This window comes from Streptomyces sp. NPDC053750, assembly GCF_044544295.1.
In the GTDB taxonomy this organism is placed as follows: domain Bacteria; phylum Actinomycetota; class Actinomycetes; order Streptomycetales; family Streptomycetaceae; genus Streptomyces.
The window spans coordinates 398,675-418,275 of sequence record NZ_JBITXB010000001.1 but is presented as its reverse complement, the minus strand read 5'-3'; the positions used below and the strand labels follow the sequence as shown (position 1 = coordinate 418,275).

The following is a 19,601-nucleotide window of genomic DNA, read 5'->3' as shown; positions in this document are numbered from 1 at the left end:
TGCCCGGTCCGGGGAACCGAACCGGTTCCGGTGGCGTATTCATGGGCAGGGGTGGTGCGTTGCACCCGGATGCGGTACACCCGGATCGGATCAAGAGCGGGTGAAGGCCGGTGCGAATGCCGGTGCGGGCAGCGATACTTGCGGCGACGGATGACCATGGGGGAGGTCAGCAGTGACTCGACCGACGAACGGCAGCGCGCCGCCGCCGGGTACGGGCCTGCCCACCCCGCCCGCCGCGGCGCCGCAGTCCCGGCCGGTGCCGGGGCAGCGCCCGGGCGGCCCCGCGTCCGCCGCGCCGCCTCCCCCGACCCCGGGTCCCCACCGCACCGCCTTCGCCGAGGGCGTGGACCGGCTGCGTGCGGCGGCGGTCACCGAGCCGGGGCGGCTGCGCATCATCGGCGCGCTGCTCGCCGCGCTCGTCGTCGCCTTCGGCGCCGTCACCGCCTGGCAGATGAACGAGCGGTCGACGGCGGCCGACGACGTGCTGACCAGCAGTCAGCCGCTCAGCTCCGCCGCGGCCGACATCTACCGCTCCCTCGCCGAGGCCAACACCGCGGCCTCCAGCGGCTTCCTCGCCGGCGGCCAGGAGACGAAGGACTCCCGCGACCGGTACGAGAAGGGGATGGCGGCCGCCGCCGAAGGGCTCGTGACGGCCGCCGCCAACTCCGACCCCGACTCGCCGGCCACGGCGACCATCGCCGAGCTCAACCGTCTGCTGCCCGAGTACAAGGGCCTGGTCGAGCGCGCCCGTACCTACAACCGGCAGGGCTTCCCGGTCGGCGGCGCCTATCTGCGCTACGCCAACGAGAAGATGCAGAAGGAGATGCTCCCGGCGGCGGAGGACCTCTACCAGAAGGAGAACCAGCGCCTGGACGCCGACTACGGCGACGCGAAGCCCTATCCGTGGGCCGCGATCGCGCTCGGCGTCCTCGCGCTCGCGGCGCTGGCCTGGGCCCAGCACCGCCACTACCGGCGCACCAATCGCGTCCTGAACCACGGCCTGGTCGCCGCCACGGCCACCGCCACCGTCGTCCTGCTCTGGCTGGTCGTCGGGCACAGCGTCGCGCGGTCCAACCTGACCGACTCCTACGAGCACGGCGTACGCTCCCTGAACGCGCTGAACGAGGCCCGCATCGCCTCCCTCAAGGCCCGGGGCAACGAGAACCTCACGCTGGTGGCGCGCGGCGCGGAGACCAAGAAGGTGGGCGAGAAGACGTACGACGCCTACGACCTGGCCTTCGGGAAGAACATGGAGACCCTCGGCAAGGGTCTGGCCGAGGCGGGGCGGCTCGCCGACAACGAGGCGGGCAAGCAGCCCGTCGCCGCGGCGAACGGCAACATGGCGGAGTGGAAGAAGCGGCACGCGTCGGCCCGTGAGCAGGACGAGAACGGCAACTACCAGCAGGCGCTGGACCTGGTGATCGGCGGCAAGGGCGCTACGGTCGAGTGCTTCGACGGCGTGGACGACGCGCTCGCCACCGCGCTCGCCCACGAGCAGGAGGAGTTCCGGCAGACGGCACGCGACGGCCGGGGCGCGATGGAGTACCTGCCCCAGGGCGCCGGCGTGCTCGCCGCACTGGGCGCGGCCGGCGCGGTGCTGGGCATCGGCCGCAGGCTGTCGGAGTACCGGTGAGGCGGGGTGCGGACCAGGCAGACCGGAGCGACCGGGCTGACCGGGCGCACCGGTGGGAAGGGGTACCCGTGAGAGGGGGCGTGAGGATGCGTGCTGGGCGGTTTCGGGCCGGCCTGAAGGGCTGGGGCGGCGTGGGAGCGATGGCGTTCGCCTGCGCCCTCGCGGTGCTCTTCGCCCTGCTCCTGCCGCTGGTCCGCTCGCACGGCGAGGGCGGTGGCGCGGACAGCGCCGGCCACGGCGTCGCCCGGGGCAGCCAGGCGCGGGCCGCGCAGGAGTGCACGGACCCGGAGAAGCAGACGCTCTCCCCGTCCGGGGCGGACGGCCCCACCATCGACGAGATCCAGAACCGCAAGGGCGAGAAGCGCAAGCTGATCGTCGGCGTCGACCAGAACAGCTACCGCTGGGGATACCGGGACCCGAACAGCGGCGGCGACGCCGAGCTGGAGGGCTTCGACATCGACCTGGTGCACCGCATAGCGCAGGACATCCTCGGGGACCCGGACGCCGTGCAGTTCAAGGCGATCCCCACCGACCAGCGCATCCCCGCGATCCAGGACGGCCGGGTCGACATGGTGGTCCGCACGATGACCATCAACTGCGACCGGCTGGCCGACGTCGCCTTCTCCGCGCCCTACTTCAGGACCGGCCAGCAGGTCCTGGCGCCCAAGGCCTCGGGCATCACGGGGTACGACGCCACGCTGGCCGGCAGGAAGATCTGCACGGCGGCCGGCTCGACGGCGTTGAGCACGCTGGAGCAGGACCAGGAGGACGGCACGCTCGCCGCCGACGTCGACCTGGGCACCACCGTGCCCAACCAACTGGACTGCCTGGTGCGGCTGCAGCTCGGCGAGGTCGACGCGGTAGTCACCGACGGCGCGCTCGCCGCGAGCCAGGCCGCGCAGGACCCCACGGTCGAGCTGAAGGGCGACGCCTTCACCACCGAGTACTACGGCGTGGCGATGAAGCAGGACGCCGACGATCTGGTACGCCGGGTCAACCAGATCCTCGTCGAGTGGCGCGCGGACAAGGCCGGGGGCTGGCAGAACTCGTACGACGACTGGCTGTCCCCGACCATGGGCGACGACCCGGCGAAGTCGGAGCCACCGACGCCGCCGCAGTACCTGCGCAAGAGCTGAACGGCCGCAGCACCGCAGCCGAAGAGCAGGCAGGATGACAGAAGAGCAGGCGCAGGTCCGCGACAGCGAAGGGTGATCGATGGGCGACACGGGATCCACCGGGCCGGTGATGGACCGGGACGAGGTGGACCGTGCGCTGGCGCGGCTCGGCGCGGAGCACGAGGCGATCGAGACCTCGCTCCTCGCCCTCCAGGACCACGCGGGCCGCAGACTCCTCGAGGGCGCCGAGCTGACCGGCGTCACCGCCGAGCGCTGGGCCGCCGCGGAGGCGTCGATCACGCTGCTGTGGACCTACTTCGACGCGTACGCGGGCGCGCTGCGCAGCGCCCGGGAGATCCGCTCCCGGCGCCGCTGGTCGAGCCGCGAGGACCTGGTGGAGCTGACGGAGCTGCTGCGCGGCGAGGCCGTCACGGTGGCGGGCGGCGCCGCCGCCACGGCCCACGCGCCGACGCTGCACGGCGGTCCGGGCCGGCTCAGCGAGCGGTACTCGCTGGTGACGCTGGTGGACCGGATGAACCAGCTCTACGCGACCTCCCTCGACATGGTGGTCGCCGCCGACGCGGTGTGGTCGGCGCTGCCCGCCCGGATCGATTTACTCGCCGCCGAGCTCCAGCGCACCCGCAAGCTCGCGCACTCCGTGGGCGTGCGCCCCGGCGAGCACCCGGCCGGCGACGACCTGGAGCGCATCACCCGCACCCTGACCAGGCTGCGCGAGCAGGTCGTCTCCGACCCGCTGGCCTTCTGGCTGCCCGCGCAGGGCAGTTCGGCGCCGGGCGGCGGCCGGCCGGACACCACGGTGTACGACCGGGAGGCGCGCGCCCTGGAGGACGTGCGGCGCGAGATCGACGCCGTGCTGGCCGTCCGCCAGGACGCCGAGCAGCGGATCGTACGGCTGCGGGACGTGCTCTCCCGCGCGGACCGCACGCTCGCCGAGGCCCGCACGGCGCGCGGCGAGGTGCTGGCGAAGATCGCCGCGACGGAGGTGCCGGTCGTCAGCGGACCGCCGATCGTGCTGCAGGAGCAGCTGGCGGCGGCCGCCGAGTACCGCCGGCACGCCCAGTGGCACCGGCTGTCCCCGCTCCTGGAGTCCCTGGAGGAGAAGGCGGAGGACGAACTGCTGCGCGCCCGCGAGTCCCTGACGGCGGTCACCGCGCCGCTGGCGGTCCGCGCGGAGCTGCGGGGCCGGCTGGACGCGTACAAGGCGAAGGTGGCGCGGCTGGGTTTCGCCGAGGATCCCGAGCTGGTCGAGAAGTACGAGAAGGCGCGCCGCATGCTGTGGAGCGCGCCCTGCGACCTGCGCGTCGCCGAGCAGGCCGTGCTGCGCTACCAGTACGCGGCGGCCGAACTGCTCGGCGCCGCCCCGCGCGTGCCCGGGCAGGGCGGGCCGGTGGACCGGACGGGGCCCGGCGCGTGAGCCACGAGGGGGAGGCAGCGTCATGAGTGAGGCAGGGCGGACGTGTCAGCGTCCCGGCTGCGGCGGGACCTACGAGGACATGGGCGGCGGCGAGCTGTACTGCGACACGTGCGGTCTCGCACCGGTCGTCGCCGCCAACGGCATGGTGGGCTCGACACCCACCGGCATCACGGGCGGCGGCCGGGGATCGCGGGGATCGCGCGGTTCGACGGGCAGCGGGAGTTCACGCTCCAGCGCCCGTAGTGCGCGTACGTCGTCGCAGTCGTCGAAGTCCCGGCGCTCGGTGTCGGGGCGGCTGTCGCGGTCGGTGTCGGGGCGGTCGACGGGCCGGTCGGTGTCGGTGCGCAGCTCGGGCTCCCCCGCCGGTTCCTCGGGGCGCGGGCGGCTCGGCGTCGGCCTGGTGGAGGTCCCGGCGATCCCGCGGCCCGACCCGCGCGCGATGGTGCTGGACAACCCCGAGGTGCCGGAGCGCAAGCGGTTCTGCTCGCGTGCGGACTGCGGGGCGCCGGTCGGGCGGGCCCGCGGGGAGCGGCCGGGGCGCACGGAGGGCTTCTGCACCAAGTGCGGCCACCCGTACTCGTTCGTGCCCAAGCTGAAGGCCGGGGACGTCGTGCACGGCCAGTACGAGGTGGTGGGCTGCCTCGCGCACGGAGGGCTCGGCTGGATCTACCTGGCCGTCGACAAGGCGGTCTCCGACCGCTGGGTGGTCCTCAAGGGCCTCCTGGACACGGGCGACCAGGACGCGATGGCGGCGGCGATCTCCGAGCGGCGCTTCCTCGCGGAGATCGAGCACGCCAACATCGTGCGGATCTACAACTTCGTCGAGCACCTCGACCAGCGCACCGGCTCCCTCGACGGCTACATCGTCATGGAGTACGTCGGCGGCAAGTCGCTGAAGGAGATCGCCAACGCGCGGCGCTCCCCGGCGGGCCGGCGCGACCCGCTGCCGGTCGAGCAGGCCTGCGCGTACGGAATCGAGGCGCTGGAGGCACTCGGCCATCTGCACAGCCGCAACCTGCTGTACTGCGACTTCAAGGTCGACAACGCCATCCAGACCGAGGACCAGCTCAAGCTGATCGACATGGGCGCGGTGCGCCGGTCGGACGACGAGGAGTCGGCCATCTACGGCACGGTGGGCTACCAGGCGCCGGAGGTCGCCGACGTCGGCCCGTCGGTGGCGTCCGACCTGTACACGGTCGGCCGCACGCTCGCCGTGCTGACGTTCGACTTCCAGGGCTACACCACCGTCTACGCCGACTCGCTGCCGGATCCGGACACCATCGAGGTCTTCCGGCAGTACGAGTCGTTCTACCGGCTGCTGGTGCGGGCCACCGACCCCGATCCGGCGCGGCGGTTCGCCTCCGCGCAGGAGATGGCGGAGCAGCTGACGGGTGTGCTGCGCGAGGTGGTGTCGGTCCAGACGGGCCGCGCCCGGCCCGCCGTGTCCACGCTGTTCGGGCCCGAGGTGAGGGTGACGGACACGGAGCTGTTCCCGCGACTGGACGGCGAGGTGTCGCGGCTCGGGGCCAGGGCGCCCCGTACGGGGCGACGCGGCACCGGCACGGCGACCGCGCTGCCGACCGGCACGGTCCCGGCGCTGCCGGGTCCGCCGGGACCGGCCACGGGAGCACCGGGCGGCACGGTCGCGGGCACCGCACCGGGCACGGCTACCGGACCGCCCGGCGGCACAGGCGCGGGGTACCGCTCGCCCGGCGGAGCAGGCACGGGGACCGGATCAGCCGGCGGCGCAGGCACGGGTTACGGGCCGGCCGGTGGCGCAGGCACCGGTGCGGGGCCGGCCGGCGGCGCGGGCGTGGGTGGCGGAGCAGCCGGCGGCGCGGGCGTGGGTGGTCGCGTCGGTGGGGAGGTGTCGGGGCTGGTCAAGTCGGTCGACGCGCCGATCGCCGCACTCGCCCTGCCCGTCCCGCGGGTCGACGCCGGCGACCCCAACGCGGGTTTCCTGGCGGGCCTCATGGCGTCCGCGCCGGGCGAGTTGCTGACCGCGCTGGCCGCCGCGCCCGCACCGTCGACCGAGACCCGGCTGCGGCAGATCCGGGCCCGGCTGGAGAACGGCGACGCGCCCGGCGCGCTGGAGGGCCTGGGCGCGCTGGAGGGCGAACGGCCCGACGACTGGCGGGTGGTCTGGTACCGGGGACTCGCCGCGCTGGTGACCGGCGACCACGAGGACGCCGCGCTGGCCTTCGACGCGATCTACGACGCCTTCCCGGGCGAGATCGCCCCCAAGCTCGCGCTCGGCCTGTGCGCGGAGGTACTGGGCCAGCTCGACAACGCCGCCGAGTACTACCGCCTGGTGTGGTCGTCCGACCCGAGCCACGTGAGCGCCGCGTTCGGGCTGGCCCGCGTCCAGTTGGCCGGCGGCGACCGGACCGGTGCCGTACGGACGCTGGAGTCGGTTCCGGAGTCGTCCATCCACTACACCGGCGCGCGCGTGGCGGCCGTACGGGCGCGTCTGCGGCAACGCACCGCGCCCGCGGGCGACGTGACGTTCCTGGACGACCTGACCGCCGCCGCGCGGCAGGTCGAGGCGCTGGACGTGTACGGTCTGGATCCGGCCCGGCGCGAGCAGCTGTCGGCCGAGGTCCTCGGCTGCGCGCTGGACTGGGTACTCTCCGGAGGCCGGGGTTCCGTCCCACCCGCCGCCGGGGGACGGACGCTGCTCGGCAGCGGCCTGGACGAACGCGGCCTGCGTTTCGGCCTGGAGCGTTCGTACCGCACGCTGGCCCGGCTGGCGCGGGGCGGCGAGGAAAGGATCGACCTGGTGGAACGTGCCAATCGTTACCGCCCCCGGACGTGGGTGTAGTTGATGTCGCAGATGCCCCAGCAGGCCGCTGTGTCGAAGTGCCCGAGCTGCGAGGAACCCCTCGAGTCGGGCGACCGTTTCTGCGGTGCGTGCGGATACGACCTGTCCGTCGTGCCCGCACGGCCCGTGGACAGCCCGACGCTCGCCGTCAACGGCGCGGTGCCCGCCCCGGCGTCGCCGCCTGACGGCGTGGAGTGGCCGGTCGCCCGGGACTCGGACGGCCACGGCCACCCCGCCCCGGTGCACGCCGCGGCCGAAGTACCCGGCACCGACTCGGGCGGCTCACCGCTGCCCCCGACGCCGCCGCCCCCACCCCCGGCGGCACCGCCGGCACCGTCGGAGCCCCCCGCGCCCGGTGTGCGGTTCGACCGCCCGGACCCGCCGCAGGAGCCCGACGAGTACCCGCTGCAGGCGCCCGACCCTCGGCTGGCCCCCGAACCGGCGGCACCCGCCGCCCCGGTGGCACCGGCCCCGGGCGAGAAGGTCTGCGTGGCCTGCCGCGCCGGCCGGGTGGACGACGACGGCTACTGCGAGAACTGCGGTCACGCCCAGCCCCGCGAACGCGACCACATGGAGCAGGAGTCCGGCCCCGTCGCCGCGGTCAGCGACCGCGGCCTGCGCCACCACCGCAACGAGGACGCGTTCTCCGTCGGCTGCACGGCGCTGCCCGACGGAGCGCCCGCCTCCGTGGCGATCGTCTGCGACGGCGTGTCCTCCGCGACCCGCCCCGACGACGCCTCGCTCGCCGCGTCCCGGGCGGCCGGCGAGTCGCTGCTCAGCGCCCTGCCGCGCGGCACGCACCCCCAACAGGCCATGCACGACGCGATCGTCGCCGCCTCGCACGCCGTCAACGCGCTGGCCGAGGAGCCCGCAACGGCCCGCGAGCAGGCCCCGCACCAGAACGCCCCCGCCTGCACCCTGGTCGGCGCCGTGGTGGCCGCGGGCCTGCTGGTCGTCGGCTGGGTCGGCGACAGCCGCGTCTACTGGGTGCCGGTGGACCGGAGCACCCCGCCCGCCCGGCTCACCGAGGACGACTCGTGGGCCGCGCAGATGGTCGCCGCCGGCCTGATGAGCGAGGCCGAGGCGTACGCCGACGAGCGCGCCCACGCGATCACCGGCTGGCTCGGCGCCGACGCGTACGATCTGGAGCCGCACACCGCGTCGTTCAAGCCGGACCGGCCGGGCGTGGTCGTGGTCTGCACGGACGGCCTGTGGAACTACGCGGAGTCCGCCGAGGAGATGGCCGAGGCCGTGCCCCTCGACGCCGCCGCCCGTCCGCTGCACAGCGCCCGCGTTCTGGTCGGCCACGCCCTGGACGGCGGCGGCCACGACAACGTAACAGTGGCGCTCCTGCCGTTCCCCGCCCCGTCGCAGGGGGCAGGATCGGCCTGAGGTCCCCGCACGGGTAGGGCTACGCGCGCGGGCGGTCTCGCGGGCCGCAGGGGGCGGTCCGTGCCGGCAGCGCCATCACCCCCACCACCGTGGGGACGTAGAGGGGGATACGACCTGGCATGGCCAATTTCTCGAAGTCGAACGTGCCGCAGTTCTCGGTGGACGTCTACCAGAACGAGTACCTGCCCGAGGGCGGCCGTGAGGTCAACGCCATCGTGACCGTCACCGCGACCGGCGGCGGCACGATCGGGAGCGCGGTCACCGCGCCCCACCTGTACTCGCCGGGCCAGGGCCCGTCCGCGGCCGTGGCGGTCATGGTCGACTGCTCGGGCTCGATGGACTACCCGCCGACCAAGATGCGCAACGCCCGCGACGCGACGGCCGCCGCGATCGACACCCTGCGCGACGGGGTCCACTTCGCGGTGGTCGGCGGCACGCACGTGGCCAAGGAGGTCTACCCGGGCGGCGGCCGGCTCGCGGTCGCCGACGCCACCACCCGGGAGCAGGCCAAGCAGGCGCTGCGCAAGCTGAGCGCCGGCGGCGGCACCGCCATCGGCACCTGGCTGCGGCTGGCCGACCGGCTGCTGTCCACCGCGGACGTCGCCATCCGGCACGGCATCCTGCTCACCGACGGCCGCAACGAGCACGAGGCGCCGGAGGACCTGAAGGCGGCGCTCGACGCCTGCGCCGGGCGTTTCACCTGCGACGCCCGGGGCGTGGGCACCGACTGGGAAGTGAAAGAAGTCACAGGGATCGCCTCCGCCCTGCTCGGCACCGCCGACATCGTCGCCGACCCGGCCGGTCTCGCCGGGGACTTCACGCAGATGATGGAGACGGCCATGGGCAAGGAGGTCGCGGACGTCGCCCTGCGCCTGTGGACCCCGGTGGGCACCACCGTGAAGTTCGTCAAGCAGGTCGCTCCCACGGTCGAGCAACTGACCGACCGTCGCACCGAGGCGGGTCCCCGCGCCGGGGACTACCCCACCGGTTCCTGGGGCGACGAGTCCCGTGACTACCACGTCTGCGTGGAGGTACCGGCCGCCAACCTGGGCCAGGAGATGCTGGCCGCCCGCGTCTCCCTGGTCATCCCGGAGCCCGGCGGCAGTGTCCAGAACCTCGGCGCGCAGGGCCTCGTACGTGCCGTGTGGACGGACGACATGGCCGCCTCCACGTCGATCAACCCTCAGGTCGCCCACTACACCGGGCAGGCCGAACTGGCACAGGTCATCCAGCAAGGGCTCGATCTGCGCAAAGCGGGAGACATCGACGGAGCAACGGCCAAACTGGGCCGCGCCGTTCAGCTGGCCGGAGCCTCCGGAAACGCGGATACGGCGAAACTGCTTGCGAAGGTGGTGGACGTGGTCGACGCGGCGGCAGGTACTGTGCGACTGAAAGCGAAGGTCGAGGAGGCCGACGAGATGACGCTCGAGACCCGGTCGACAAAGACTGTTCGTGTAAAGAAGTAGAGAAGTAAAGCGCAGCACACCACAGTGACAAGCTCCGCAAGAGGGGGAAGCTCCGACATGCCGACCTGCCCGAACGGACACCAGTCGGGTTCCGACGACTGGTGCGAGGTCTGCGGTCACCGCATGGCCGGTGCCGTGCCGCCCCCTCCCCCACCGCCTCCCGGCGGTGGCTACGGCTTCCCGCCGCCCGCCGGCGCCGGTGCTCCCGGCGGGCCCGGTGGCCCGGGCGGTCCTGGCGGTCCGGGTGGTCCGGGTGGTGGCCCCGGCGCCGAGCCGCAGCTGTGCCCGCAGTGCCGCACGCCGCGCGAGGGCGGTGCGCCGTTCTGCGAGGAGTGCCGGTGGAACTTCCTCACCAACACCGCCACCTCGTACACCCCGGCCGCCCCGCGCCCGCCGGCGCCCGGTCCGGCTCCGCGCTTCCAGCAGCCGCCGTCGGGGCCGTCGTACGGCGGCGGTGACGCGTACGACTACCAGGGCTCGCGCCCGTCCCAGATGAACCGCCCCGCCGAGCCGATCCCCCCGGGCCCGCCCTTCGGCGGCGACCTGTCGGGGCCGGGTGGGCCGGGCAGCGGGCCTGGCGGCCCGGGCGGCCCCGGGGGTCCGGGCGGTCCTGGTGGCCCCGGTGGCCCGAACGGCCCTTCCGACCCCTTCAACCCTGGCCCCGGCGGCCCCGGCGGCTTTGGTGGCCGTCCCGGTGGTCCCGGCGGTCCGAACGGACCTGGCGGACAGGGTGGCCCGGGCGGTCCCGGCGGCCCTGGTGGCCCTGGTGGCCCGAACGGCCCCTCCGGCCCGAACGGCCCCGGCGGACACGGCGGCCCGAATGGCCCCGGCGGTCCCGGCGGTCCTGGTGGCCCGAACGGCTTTTCCGCCCCGCCCGCCCCGCCCGCCTTCGGCGGCGACCCGTCGCGGCCGGTCCCGCCGCCGCCCGGGCCCGTTCCGCCGCCGCCCGGCCCCGGTGGGCCGGGGGGTGCTCCGCAGGGGTTCCAGTCCGGTCCGCCGGCCCCGCCCGCCTTCCCGCAGGAGACCAACCGGCCACAGCAGGGCGGCCCGTCCTTCGGCGGCGGTGACGACGACTGGATGATCTCCCCGCCGTCGTCCCCCGCGCAGGGAGGACCGGGCGGTCCGAACGGCCCGGGCCCTGCCCAGGGCGGCGGCTACGGCTACCCGCAGCCCGGCGCCACCCAGGCCCCGCCGCCCCCGCCCGGCGGCGGCCACGGGCTCCCGCAGCAACCCCAGGCGCCGCAGCAGCCCCAGCGGCCGGCGACCTGGTCGGCGACCATCGGCCCGGACCGCGAGTACTTCATGGCGATGATGCAGCGCTCCGGCCCCGAGGCCGCGGGCCTGAACCTGCCCGCGTACTCGCCCGAGCAGCAGCGCACCCTCACCGGCAACCAGATCACCATCGGCCGCCGCCGGCACTCCACCGGCGACACCCCGGACATCGATCTGGCGGTGCCGCCGGAGGACCCGGGCGTCTCGCACCAGCACGCGGTGCTGGTGCAGCAGCCGGACGGCAGCTGGGCCGTCGTCGACCAGAACTCGACGAACGGCACGACGGTCAACGGCGGCGAGGAGCCGATCCAGCCCTTCGTGCCGGTGCCGCTCCAGGACGGCGACCGGGTCCACGTCGGCGCCTGGACGACGATCACGATCCGCCGGGGATGACCGGCACGGGCCCGTACGCCCGGCCGGTCAGCTGAACGGCCAGGCGTAGGGGCCCTCCGGGTCGTCCAGCCACGCCCAGGCCCGTTCGCCGCTGACGGTGATGCCGTAGCGCTCGCGGCACGGGGCGCCCTCGCGGTCCCACAGCGCGTACGCCTCCTGCGGGTCGAGGCTGCCCCGGGTCAGCGCCAGCAGGAAACGGAACAGGTCGTCGTCCCGGGCCCGGCGCGGCACTCCGCCGAGGCTGGGCGTCTCCGGCGCGGCCCGGTCCGTGCCGCGCAACGGCACGAAGTACGCGGGCGTGTGCAGGAAGTGCCCCTCGGCGTGCCCGGCGTCGCGGACGGTGAGGACGACCAGGCCGGTGGCGAGCGGGGTCAGGACCCTGCCGCCGGGGCGGCACTGGGCGAGCCAGGCATGCGGGACCGAGGGCAGCTCGCAGGTGGCGAGGATCCGGTCGTAGGGGGCGCGTTCGGGTACGCCGCGTGCGCCGTCGCCGGTGACGACGGCCGGGTGGTATCCGGCGGCGGCCAGGTGCCGGCGGGCCGACTCGGTGATCTCGGGGTCCAGGTCGACGGTGGTGACCAGGTCGCCGTCGCCGAGCCGGTGGGCGAGCAGGGCGGCGTTGTAGCCGGTGCCGGCGCCGATCTCCAGGACGCGGTCGCCGTCCGTCACGCCCAGCTCCACCAGCATCGTCGCCATCAGCGACGGCTGGCTGCTGGAGGAGAGCAGTTGGCCGTCGCGCATCCGCGTCGCCAGCGGAATGTCGGCGTAGGCGCCGCGCACCCAGCGCTCGCGGGCCTCCGGGTCGGGGTCCTCGCCCCACCGGCGTTCGTAGCCGCCCCGGACGCCGACGTAGTAGTACGGCACGAAGAGGTGGCGCGGGACCGCGGCGAAGGCATGTCGCCACACCGGGTCGGCCGTCCAGGCGCCGCTCAGCTCGATCTCCCGCACCAGCTCCGCCCGCGCGGAGGCGGCGAGGCCGTCCAGGTCCTGGTGCCCGCCCATGCCTCCACAGTACGGGCCCGGCCGCGGCCGGTGGCGGGGAACGGTGGGTGGTCCTAAGCCTCAGGTCCTATGTCCACGCGTCTGAGACCATGGACGACGTGAATGAGATTCGGCGCGACACGCTTCAGGAGCAGACCTTCTACGAGCAGGTCGGCGGGGAGGAGACCTTCCGCCGGCTCGTCCACCGTTTCTACCAGGGGGTCGCCGAGGACCCGATCCTGCGGCCGATGTATCCGGAGGAGGACCTCGGCCCGGCCGAGGAGCGATTCGCGCTCTTCCTGATGCAGTACTGGGGCGGTCCGACGACGTACAGCGAGAACCGCGGCCACCCGCGGCTGCGGATGCGCCACGCCCCCTTCGCCGTCGACCGGGCGGCGCACGACGCCTGGCTGAAACACATGCGGGTCGCCCTCGACGAGCTGGGGCTGTCCGAGGAGCACGAGGCGACGCTGTGGAAGTACCTGACGTACGCGGCGGCGTCGATGGTGAACACGGAGGGCTGATCCCCGCGCCGCGCCGCCCCGGCGGGAGTCGACGCGCGGCTCGAATGCGCGGATTTCGGTCCCCCGGCACCGGAATCCGGTCACGATCCGGTCAAGTCCGCCTTTCCCACGGTTACCCGCGGCCCGCTCCCTCTGCCATCCTCGCCCGAAGGTCTGGACAAGGTCCGGACAACATGTGCCGGGGGGCCGGGTGTCGGGGTTCGGGGGACTCGTGGGGTTCGTGCTGCTGCGCGCGCGGGCGCACCGCCTGCTGCTGGCCGCGGCGCTGCTCACCGTTCTGCTGACCACGACGGTCCTGGCGACGCTGACCGCCTTCTCGGGCGCCATCGGCGACGCCGCCCTGCGCCACGCCCTGGCGGACCCGCGCACCGCCGCCGACGCCGCGCTGATCGTCAAGGCCGACGTACCGGCCGAGGACCGGGACGCCGCCGACGCGGCCGTACGGGAGGGGGCCGCCAAGACCTTCGACGGGCTGCCGCACACGGTACGGACCCTGGACCGCTCCGGCCCGTACGCGCTGCCGTCCGCCCAGCGGCCCCGGTCCGAGCAGGCCGGCGCTCCCGACCTGACGTTCTTCGCCTCGCTCGACCCGTCGCAGGTCCGCATCGGCGAGGGGCGGATGCCCCGTGACCCGGCGGCCGGGACGGTCGAGACGGCGCTGCCGGTGTCCGCCGCCGAGCGGCTCGGCGTGCGTCCCGGCGACCGGCTCACGCTCACCGACCGCCTCGGCGGACCGGCGGTCCGGGTGGTGGTCACCGGCCTGTACCGGCCGGCCGACGGCCAGGCACCGTACTGGCGGCTGGACGACCTGGACGGGCGCGGCATCGAGCAGGGCGGCTTCACGACGTACGGGCCGCTCCTCGTCCCGCCCGGCGTGCTGAGCGGCGGCCGGGTCAGCGCGGGCTCGTCGGGGTGGCTGGTGACGGCGGACTACTCGTCGCTGACGTCCGGGCGGACGGACGCCCTGCGGAAGGCGGCGCAGGAGGGCACGGCGTGGCTGCGCGGCAGACCGGTGCTCAGCGGTACGACCGCGGCGGCGACCGGTCTGCCGGACATCCTGAACCGTCTCGACCGTTCGCTGGTGGTCTCCCGTTCCACGGTCCTGGTCATCGCCCTCCAGCTCGCGCTGCTCGCGGGCGGCGCGCTGCTGCTGGTGGCCCGGCTGCTGAGCGTCGAACGCGCGGGTGAGCTGTGGCTGCTGCGGGCGCGGGGCGCCTCCCGGGCCCGGCTCGTGGGGGTGTCCGCCCTGGAGGCGCTGCTGCTGGCCGGGCCCGCCCTGGTCTGTGCGCCACTGCTCGCCGGGCCGCTGATCCGGCTGCTGGCCGGGCAGGGGCCGCTGGCCCGGATCGGGCTGCGCTGGGATCCGGCGTCCGGCGGCAGCGGCGCCGTGTGGCTGGTGGCCGCGATCGCGGCGCTCGGGTGCACCCTGGCCGTGACGCTGCCGGCGCTGACCTCCTCGACGGGCACCGGCGGCCGGACGCGGGCGCTGCCGGCGCCGCTGCGCGCGGGCGTGGACGTGGGGCTGCTCGTGGTGGCCGCGGTCGCCTACTGGCAACTGGACCGGCAGACCTCCGGCACGGGCACCGCCACCACGGGCACGAGTACGGGCGCCGACGGTGACCCGGGCACGCTCGGGGTCGATCCGCTGCTCGTCGCGACGCCCGCGCTGGCGCTGCTGGCCGGGACGGTCCTGGCGCTGCGGCTGCTGCCGCTGGTGGCGCGGCTCGCCGAGCGCCGGGCGGCGAGCGGGCGCGGGCTGGCGACGGCGCTGGCGGGCTGGCAGCTGAGCCGCCGCCCGATGCGCGGGGCGGGCCCGGTGCTGCTGCTGGTGCTCGCCGTCGCGCTCGGCACGATGGCGATCGGGCAGAGCGCCTCCTGGTCCCGCTCGCAGGACGACCAGGCCGACTTCCGTACGGGGGCTCCGGTGCGGGTGCTCGCCGCCGCCGAGACGGTCCCCGGCCGCACCGACCGGTACGCGGCCGTCCCGGGGGTGCGGGACGTCGCCCCGGCGGCCCGCACCACGCTGCCCCTGTCCGGCGACCGGACGGCCACCGTGCTGGCCCTGGACACCTCGCACGCGGCGGACACGGTGCTGATGCGCCGGGACCTGGCCGACGAGCCGCTGCCGGAGCTGCTGTCCGGGCTGGCGCCCGCGCAGCGGTCCGCGGGCGCGGAGATCCCGGCGGGGACGGAGACGCTGACGCTGACCGCGAACCTGGCCGGCCGGGGCCTCGACGCTCCGGCCGGGACCGCGGCGGGCTCCGACGGCCCTGACGGTGCCGTGTCCGGCACGGGCCGGTCCCCCTCCGGGATGACGGCGGACGTGGCGGTGACCGTCGAGGACCGCTGGGGGACGCCGTACCGGCTGTCGGCCGGCCGGCTGGACGCGGACGGCCGGGACCACGCGCTCACCCTGGACGTCTCGGGCGGTCCGCTGACCCTCACCGGGGTGGAACTGGTCATGACCCGGCCCAGGGGCGAGGGGGAGCAACACCGTCTGACGGTACGGAAGGTGACCGCCGGGTCCGCCGACGGAACGGACCGGCAGGTGTCGCTGCCCGACGACTGGACGGGGCTGTCGGACGTCTCCGGGCAGGGGCTGGGACCCGCCGACAAGGGCGGCTCGCCCCCGCCGCAGGTGCTGCCGTCGAAGCCGTTCGCGGTCGAGTACTTCACGGGCGAGTCGGACAGCGACATGACCCGGCCCACCTCGGTCCTGACCGTCCGGCTGCGGGTCTCCGGGCCGGCGCCGCCCGAGATCACCGCCGTGGCCACCGACCGGTTCCTCGACTCGACGGGCGCCCGCACCGGGCAGCGCGTCGGTGTGACGCTCGGCGGCGAGCGCGTGCAGGTGCGGATCGTGCGCGCGGTGCGGGAGCTGCCGACCACCGGCCCGGAGGCCGACCCGGCGCTCTTCGGCGGGGCCCTGCTGGTGGATCTGCGGGCGGTGAACCGGGTGCTGCAGAGCGGGTACGACACCGCCGTCCTGCCCACCGAGTGGTGGCTGCGGACCGCGCCGCCGGGGGTGGACGAGGCCGTCGCGGCCCTGCGGGCCTTCCCGGACACGTCACCGGCGCAGGTCCTGGTGCGCGACGAGGTCGCCGAGCGGCTGCGCGACGACCCGTTCGGCGCGGGCCCCGGCGCGGCGTTCACGGCGGCGGCGGGAGTGGCGGCGGCCCTGGCTGCGGTGGGCTTCGCGGTGAGCGCCGTCGGCTCGCTGCGGAGCCGGGGCACCGAGTTCGGGGTGCTGCGGGCCCTGGGCGCCTCGCGCCTGAGGCTGGCCCGCACGGTCGCCGTCGAGCAGGGCGTGCTGGTCGGCCTGGCGCTGCTGACGGGCGCCGCCCTGGGGGCGGTCCTCACCCGGGCGGTGATCCCGCTGACCGTGCTGACCCCGCAGGCCGGCCGGCCCGTGCCCGGCGTGCACGTGGCGCTGCCGGACGACCGGGTCGCCGTACTCCTGGCCGCCGTGACCCTCGTCCCGCTGCTGGTGACGGCGGCGCTGGCGCTGCGCCGGACGGATCCGACGGTGACGCTCAAGGAGCACGGAGGTGGCGGAAGGTGAATCCCGTGACCGCCCCCTGGGTACGCACCCGGCTGCGCGCCGCCCCCGGTGCCGCGGGCGCGCTGGCGCTGCTGGTGACGCTGACCGCGTTCCTGGCCGCCGCCTTCCCGCGGGCGCTGGACCGGTACACGGACGCCGGCCTGAACCGGGCCGTCGAACAGGTCCACGCCGGCCAGACCACCCTCCAGGTGTCCGCGGACCCCGGCTTCGGCGTGGAACTGGCGACCCGGGAGGAGGCGCTGCGTCCCAAGAGCCTCACCGGTCTCTACAAGTCGATCGTGGACACCGTCGAAAGCCCGCTGGTCGTCGACGGCTCCCGGTCGGCGTACGGGGTGCGCACCACGTCCGACCTGCCCTCGCCGGAGGAGTGGCTCCCCCGGCCCGACGGGCTGCCCGCGCAGATGGTCCTCGCCGCCCCGAACGGTCTGGCCGACCACGCCCGGCTGCGGTCCGGCCGGCTGCCCCGGGTCACCGGCGGCCCGGTGACCGCCTCGACCACCCGGGTGGAGGCCGCGGTGACCGAGGAGACGGCCCGCACGCTGCGCATCAAGGTGGGTTCGGTCATCCGCGTGCAGGGCCGCGCCGAGCTCGCCGTCCATGTCACGGGCGTCGTCGCGCCCCGCGACCCCGACGGGGCGTACTGGTCCGTCTGGTCGGTGCTGCGCACCGCCTCCCTGGTACGGGCACCCGGCGGCGACCCGAACGCCCCGAAGTTCTGGCGCGGCGGCCTGCTGCTCGCGCCCGAGGCGGGACCCGCGCTGCTGGGCACGGACGACAACCCGCTCCGCTACTGGCACCTGGTGCCGGACACCGACGCCCTGCACGGCCGCGAACTCGACCCGCTCAGCGCCTCCGTGGCCTCCCTGGAGACCGGGCCGGGCGTGGAGCAACTGCGCTCGATGATCAGCCCGTTCACGGAGGTCGAGACCGGCCTCGACGACGTGCTCACCTCCTACGAGCGGCTCCGCGGCGACATCGGCCCGCTCGTCGCCGTCGCCGCGTCGGGCTCCGGGACGGTCGCCGCCGTCGTCCTGCTGATGACGGGCGGCCTGGCCGCCGGCCGGCGCCGCGCCGAACTCGCCCTGCTGCGGGCCCGCGGCGCGTCCCTGCGGGGCATGACGGGACGGCTGCTGGCGGAGACGGCGGTCGTGGCGCTGCCCGCGGGCGCCCTCGGTCTGGCCGTGGCGGTGCTCGCGCTGCCCGGCGCCCGGCTGCTGCCCGCGCTCTGGGCCGCGGGCGCGGTCACCGCCTTGGGCTGCGCCGCCCTGCCGCTGCGGGCCGCCGCCGCGCACCGCGCCGTACGGCTGCACGGCGGCCGGCGGGACGTGGCGTCCGCCCGTGCGTCCCGGCGCCGTACGGTCGCCGAGCTGACGGCCGTGGCCCTGGCGCTCGGCGCGGTCGAACTGCTGCGCCGGCGCGGTGCGGCGGGCACCTCGGGGGACCTGGTGTCGCTGGCGCCGGTGCTGGTGGGGGTGGTCGCGGCGCTGGTGCTGGTCCGCCTCTACCCGCTGCCGCTGCGCCGGCTGGCCCGTCCGGTGGGACGGCTGCGCGGCGCGGTGGGGCCGCTGGCGCTGGCCCGCGCGGGCCGTACGTCCGTCTCCGCCATGCTCCCGCTCCTCGCTCTGCTGACCGCGTTCACCACGGCGGCGTTCGGCGGTTCGGTGCTGGCCGGGGTGGCGGACGCCCGGGACCGGGCCGCGCTGCTCGCCGTCGGCGCCGACGCCCGCGTCGAGGCTGCGGTCGGACCGCTGCCGTCCGGCCTGCCCGACCGTCTGGGACGGGCACCCGGCGTGCAGGGGCTCGCCGAGGTCAGCATCGCCTACCAGGCCAAGACCTCGGACGGCCGCCAGTCGCTGCCGGTCGCGGGCGTGGAACCCGGCGCCTACGCGGCGCTCGCGGCGCGCACGGGGCTCGGGAAGTTCCCGGAGGCCGAGCTGACGCGGCGGGCCGCCGCGAAGGACCCGCTCCCGGCGCTGGCCTCCCCGACGGTCGCCGAACGGTTCGGCACCGCGCCCTTCCCGGTCCGCATGGAGGACGGCACCTCCGTCACCGTGCGCATCACCGTCGTCCGCGACCGCACGCCGGCCGTCTTCGGCGACGACTTCCTGGTCGTGGACCGGGCCGGGCTCTCCGCCGAGGCGGCCCGGCCGTCCGCGCTGCTGCTGTCCGGCGACCGCCTGGACGCGGGCGCGCTGCGCCGGGCGGCGGGCGACGACGCCCCGGTTCGGCTGCGGTCCGAGGCGCGCGCCCAGTACGTCGACTCGCCGCTGCAGTCCGGCGCGGAGCGCGTCTACACGGCCGCCGTGGCAGCCGGCGCCGGCTACGCCGCCCTGGCCCTGCTGCTGTCCCTCGCCGGCGCGGCCCCCGAACGCGCCGCCCTCCTCGCCCGGTTGCGCACCATGGGCCTCACCCCGGCCCAGGGCCGCCGACTGCTCGTCCTGGAGTCGCTGCCGCAGGCCGTGCCGGCCCTCGCGGGCGGCATCCTGACCGGCTGGGCGGCGGTCCGGCTGCTCTCCCCCGGCATCGACCTGGCGACGATCGCCCTGGCGACGTCCTCGCCGCCACTGGGCCGGGCCCAGCTGCGCACGGACCCCTGGTCGCTGGCGCTCCCGGCGGTCGCCGTGCTGGTGCTGACGGTGGGCGTGGCGGTGGGACAGGCCTGGTGGTCGGGCCGGCGCGGCGCGATCACGGAACTACGGGCGGGGGACGCGCGATGAGACCGGTACGACGACCGCGCAGCAGCCACGCCACCCCGCCGGGGCAGCGAGGACCACGGGGCACCGGAGAACGGGGCACGGGTCGACGGGCCACGGCAACGGCGGCTACGGCAACGGCTGAACGGCAGAGGACTACGGGCGCCGGGCACCAGGCACCGGCGGGTGACGGGCACCGGGCACCGGCGGGTGCTGCGCGCCGGGAGACAGCCGCGGCTGCACGCCGGGCGACGGCACGCACGCGATGCCGGGAGACAGCCACAGCCACGACCGCGCGTCGGAAGAAGGCCACG

The 19,601-nt window shown here is 75.6% G+C and carries 11 protein-coding genes; 10 read left to right on the top strand and 1 reads right to left on the bottom strand.

All coding sequences use genetic code 11. The annotated features are described in order from the left end of the window. The first annotated feature begins 172 nt into the window (after positions 1-172). The 7 genes from ACIGO6_RS01805 (at position 173) to ACIGO6_RS01775 (ending at position 11,527) form a co-directional block, all read left to right on the top strand. A complete protein-coding gene (locus tag ACIGO6_RS01805; protein ID WP_399869953.1) occupies positions 173-1,633 on the top strand; it encodes a hypothetical protein in 1,461 nt (486 codons plus the stop codon). Positions 1,634-1,719: 86 nt separating this feature from the next. Continuing rightward, positions 1,720-2,769: a glutamate ABC transporter substrate-binding protein gene (locus ACIGO6_RS01800; RefSeq protein WP_399869951.1), complete on the top strand. Its 1,050-nt coding sequence runs from the start codon at positions 1,720-1,722 to the stop codon at positions 2,767-2,769. A gap of 79 nt (positions 2,770-2,848) precedes the next feature. Then, positions 2,849-4,183: a hypothetical protein gene (locus ACIGO6_RS01795; RefSeq protein WP_399869950.1), complete on the top strand. Its 1,335-nt coding sequence runs from the start codon at positions 2,849-2,851 to the stop codon at positions 4,181-4,183. A gap of 22 nt (positions 4,184-4,205) precedes the next feature. After that, entirely contained in the window at positions 4,206-7,004 is a 2,799-nt protein-coding gene (locus ACIGO6_RS01790; protein ID WP_399869949.1) for a tetratricopeptide repeat protein, read from the top strand. A gap of 3 nt (positions 7,005-7,007) precedes the next feature. Then, positions 7,008-8,396, top strand: coding sequence for a PP2C family serine/threonine-protein phosphatase (locus ACIGO6_RS01785; protein WP_399869947.1), 1,389 nt, complete (start codon positions 7,008-7,010; stop codon positions 8,394-8,396). 119 nt (positions 8,397-8,515) lie between these two features. Then, entirely contained in the window at positions 8,516-9,862 is a 1,347-nt protein-coding gene (locus tag ACIGO6_RS01780; protein ID WP_399869945.1) for a VWA domain-containing protein, read from the top strand. A gap of 57 nt (positions 9,863-9,919) precedes the next feature. Continuing rightward, a complete protein-coding gene (locus ACIGO6_RS01775; protein WP_399869943.1) occupies positions 9,920-11,527 on the top strand; it encodes an FHA domain-containing protein in 1,608 nt (535 codons plus the stop codon). Positions 11,528-11,554: 27 nt separating this feature from the next. On the opposite strand, the gene ACIGO6_RS01770 is transcribed toward ACIGO6_RS01775, so the two are convergent. Beyond that, positions 11,555-12,529, bottom strand: a complete 975-nt coding sequence (locus tag ACIGO6_RS01770) for a methyltransferase domain-containing protein (protein WP_399869941.1) — start codon at positions 12,527-12,529, stop codon at positions 11,555-11,557. An 89-nt stretch (positions 12,530-12,618) separates the two neighbouring features. Between ACIGO6_RS01770 and ACIGO6_RS01765 the strand changes: the two genes are divergently transcribed. The 3 genes from ACIGO6_RS01765 (at position 12,619) to ACIGO6_RS01755 (ending at position 19,311) form a co-directional block, all read left to right on the top strand. After that, entirely contained in the window at positions 12,619-13,032 is a 414-nt protein-coding gene (locus ACIGO6_RS01765; protein WP_399869940.1) for a globin, read from the top strand. 220 nt (positions 13,033-13,252) lie between these two features. Next, positions 13,253-16,594: an FtsX-like permease family protein gene (locus ACIGO6_RS01760; RefSeq protein WP_399871563.1), complete on the top strand. Its 3,342-nt coding sequence runs from the start codon at positions 13,253-13,255 to the stop codon at positions 16,592-16,594. Next, the gene (locus tag ACIGO6_RS01755) at positions 16,591-19,311 is read left to right on the top strand and encodes an FtsX-like permease family protein (RefSeq protein WP_399869938.1); all 2,721 of its coding nucleotides are present in this window, start codon (positions 16,591-16,593) and stop codon (positions 19,309-19,311) included. The genes ACIGO6_RS01760 and ACIGO6_RS01755 overlap by 4 nt, the downstream gene beginning before the upstream one ends. Positions 19,312-19,601: the final 290 nt, after the last annotated feature.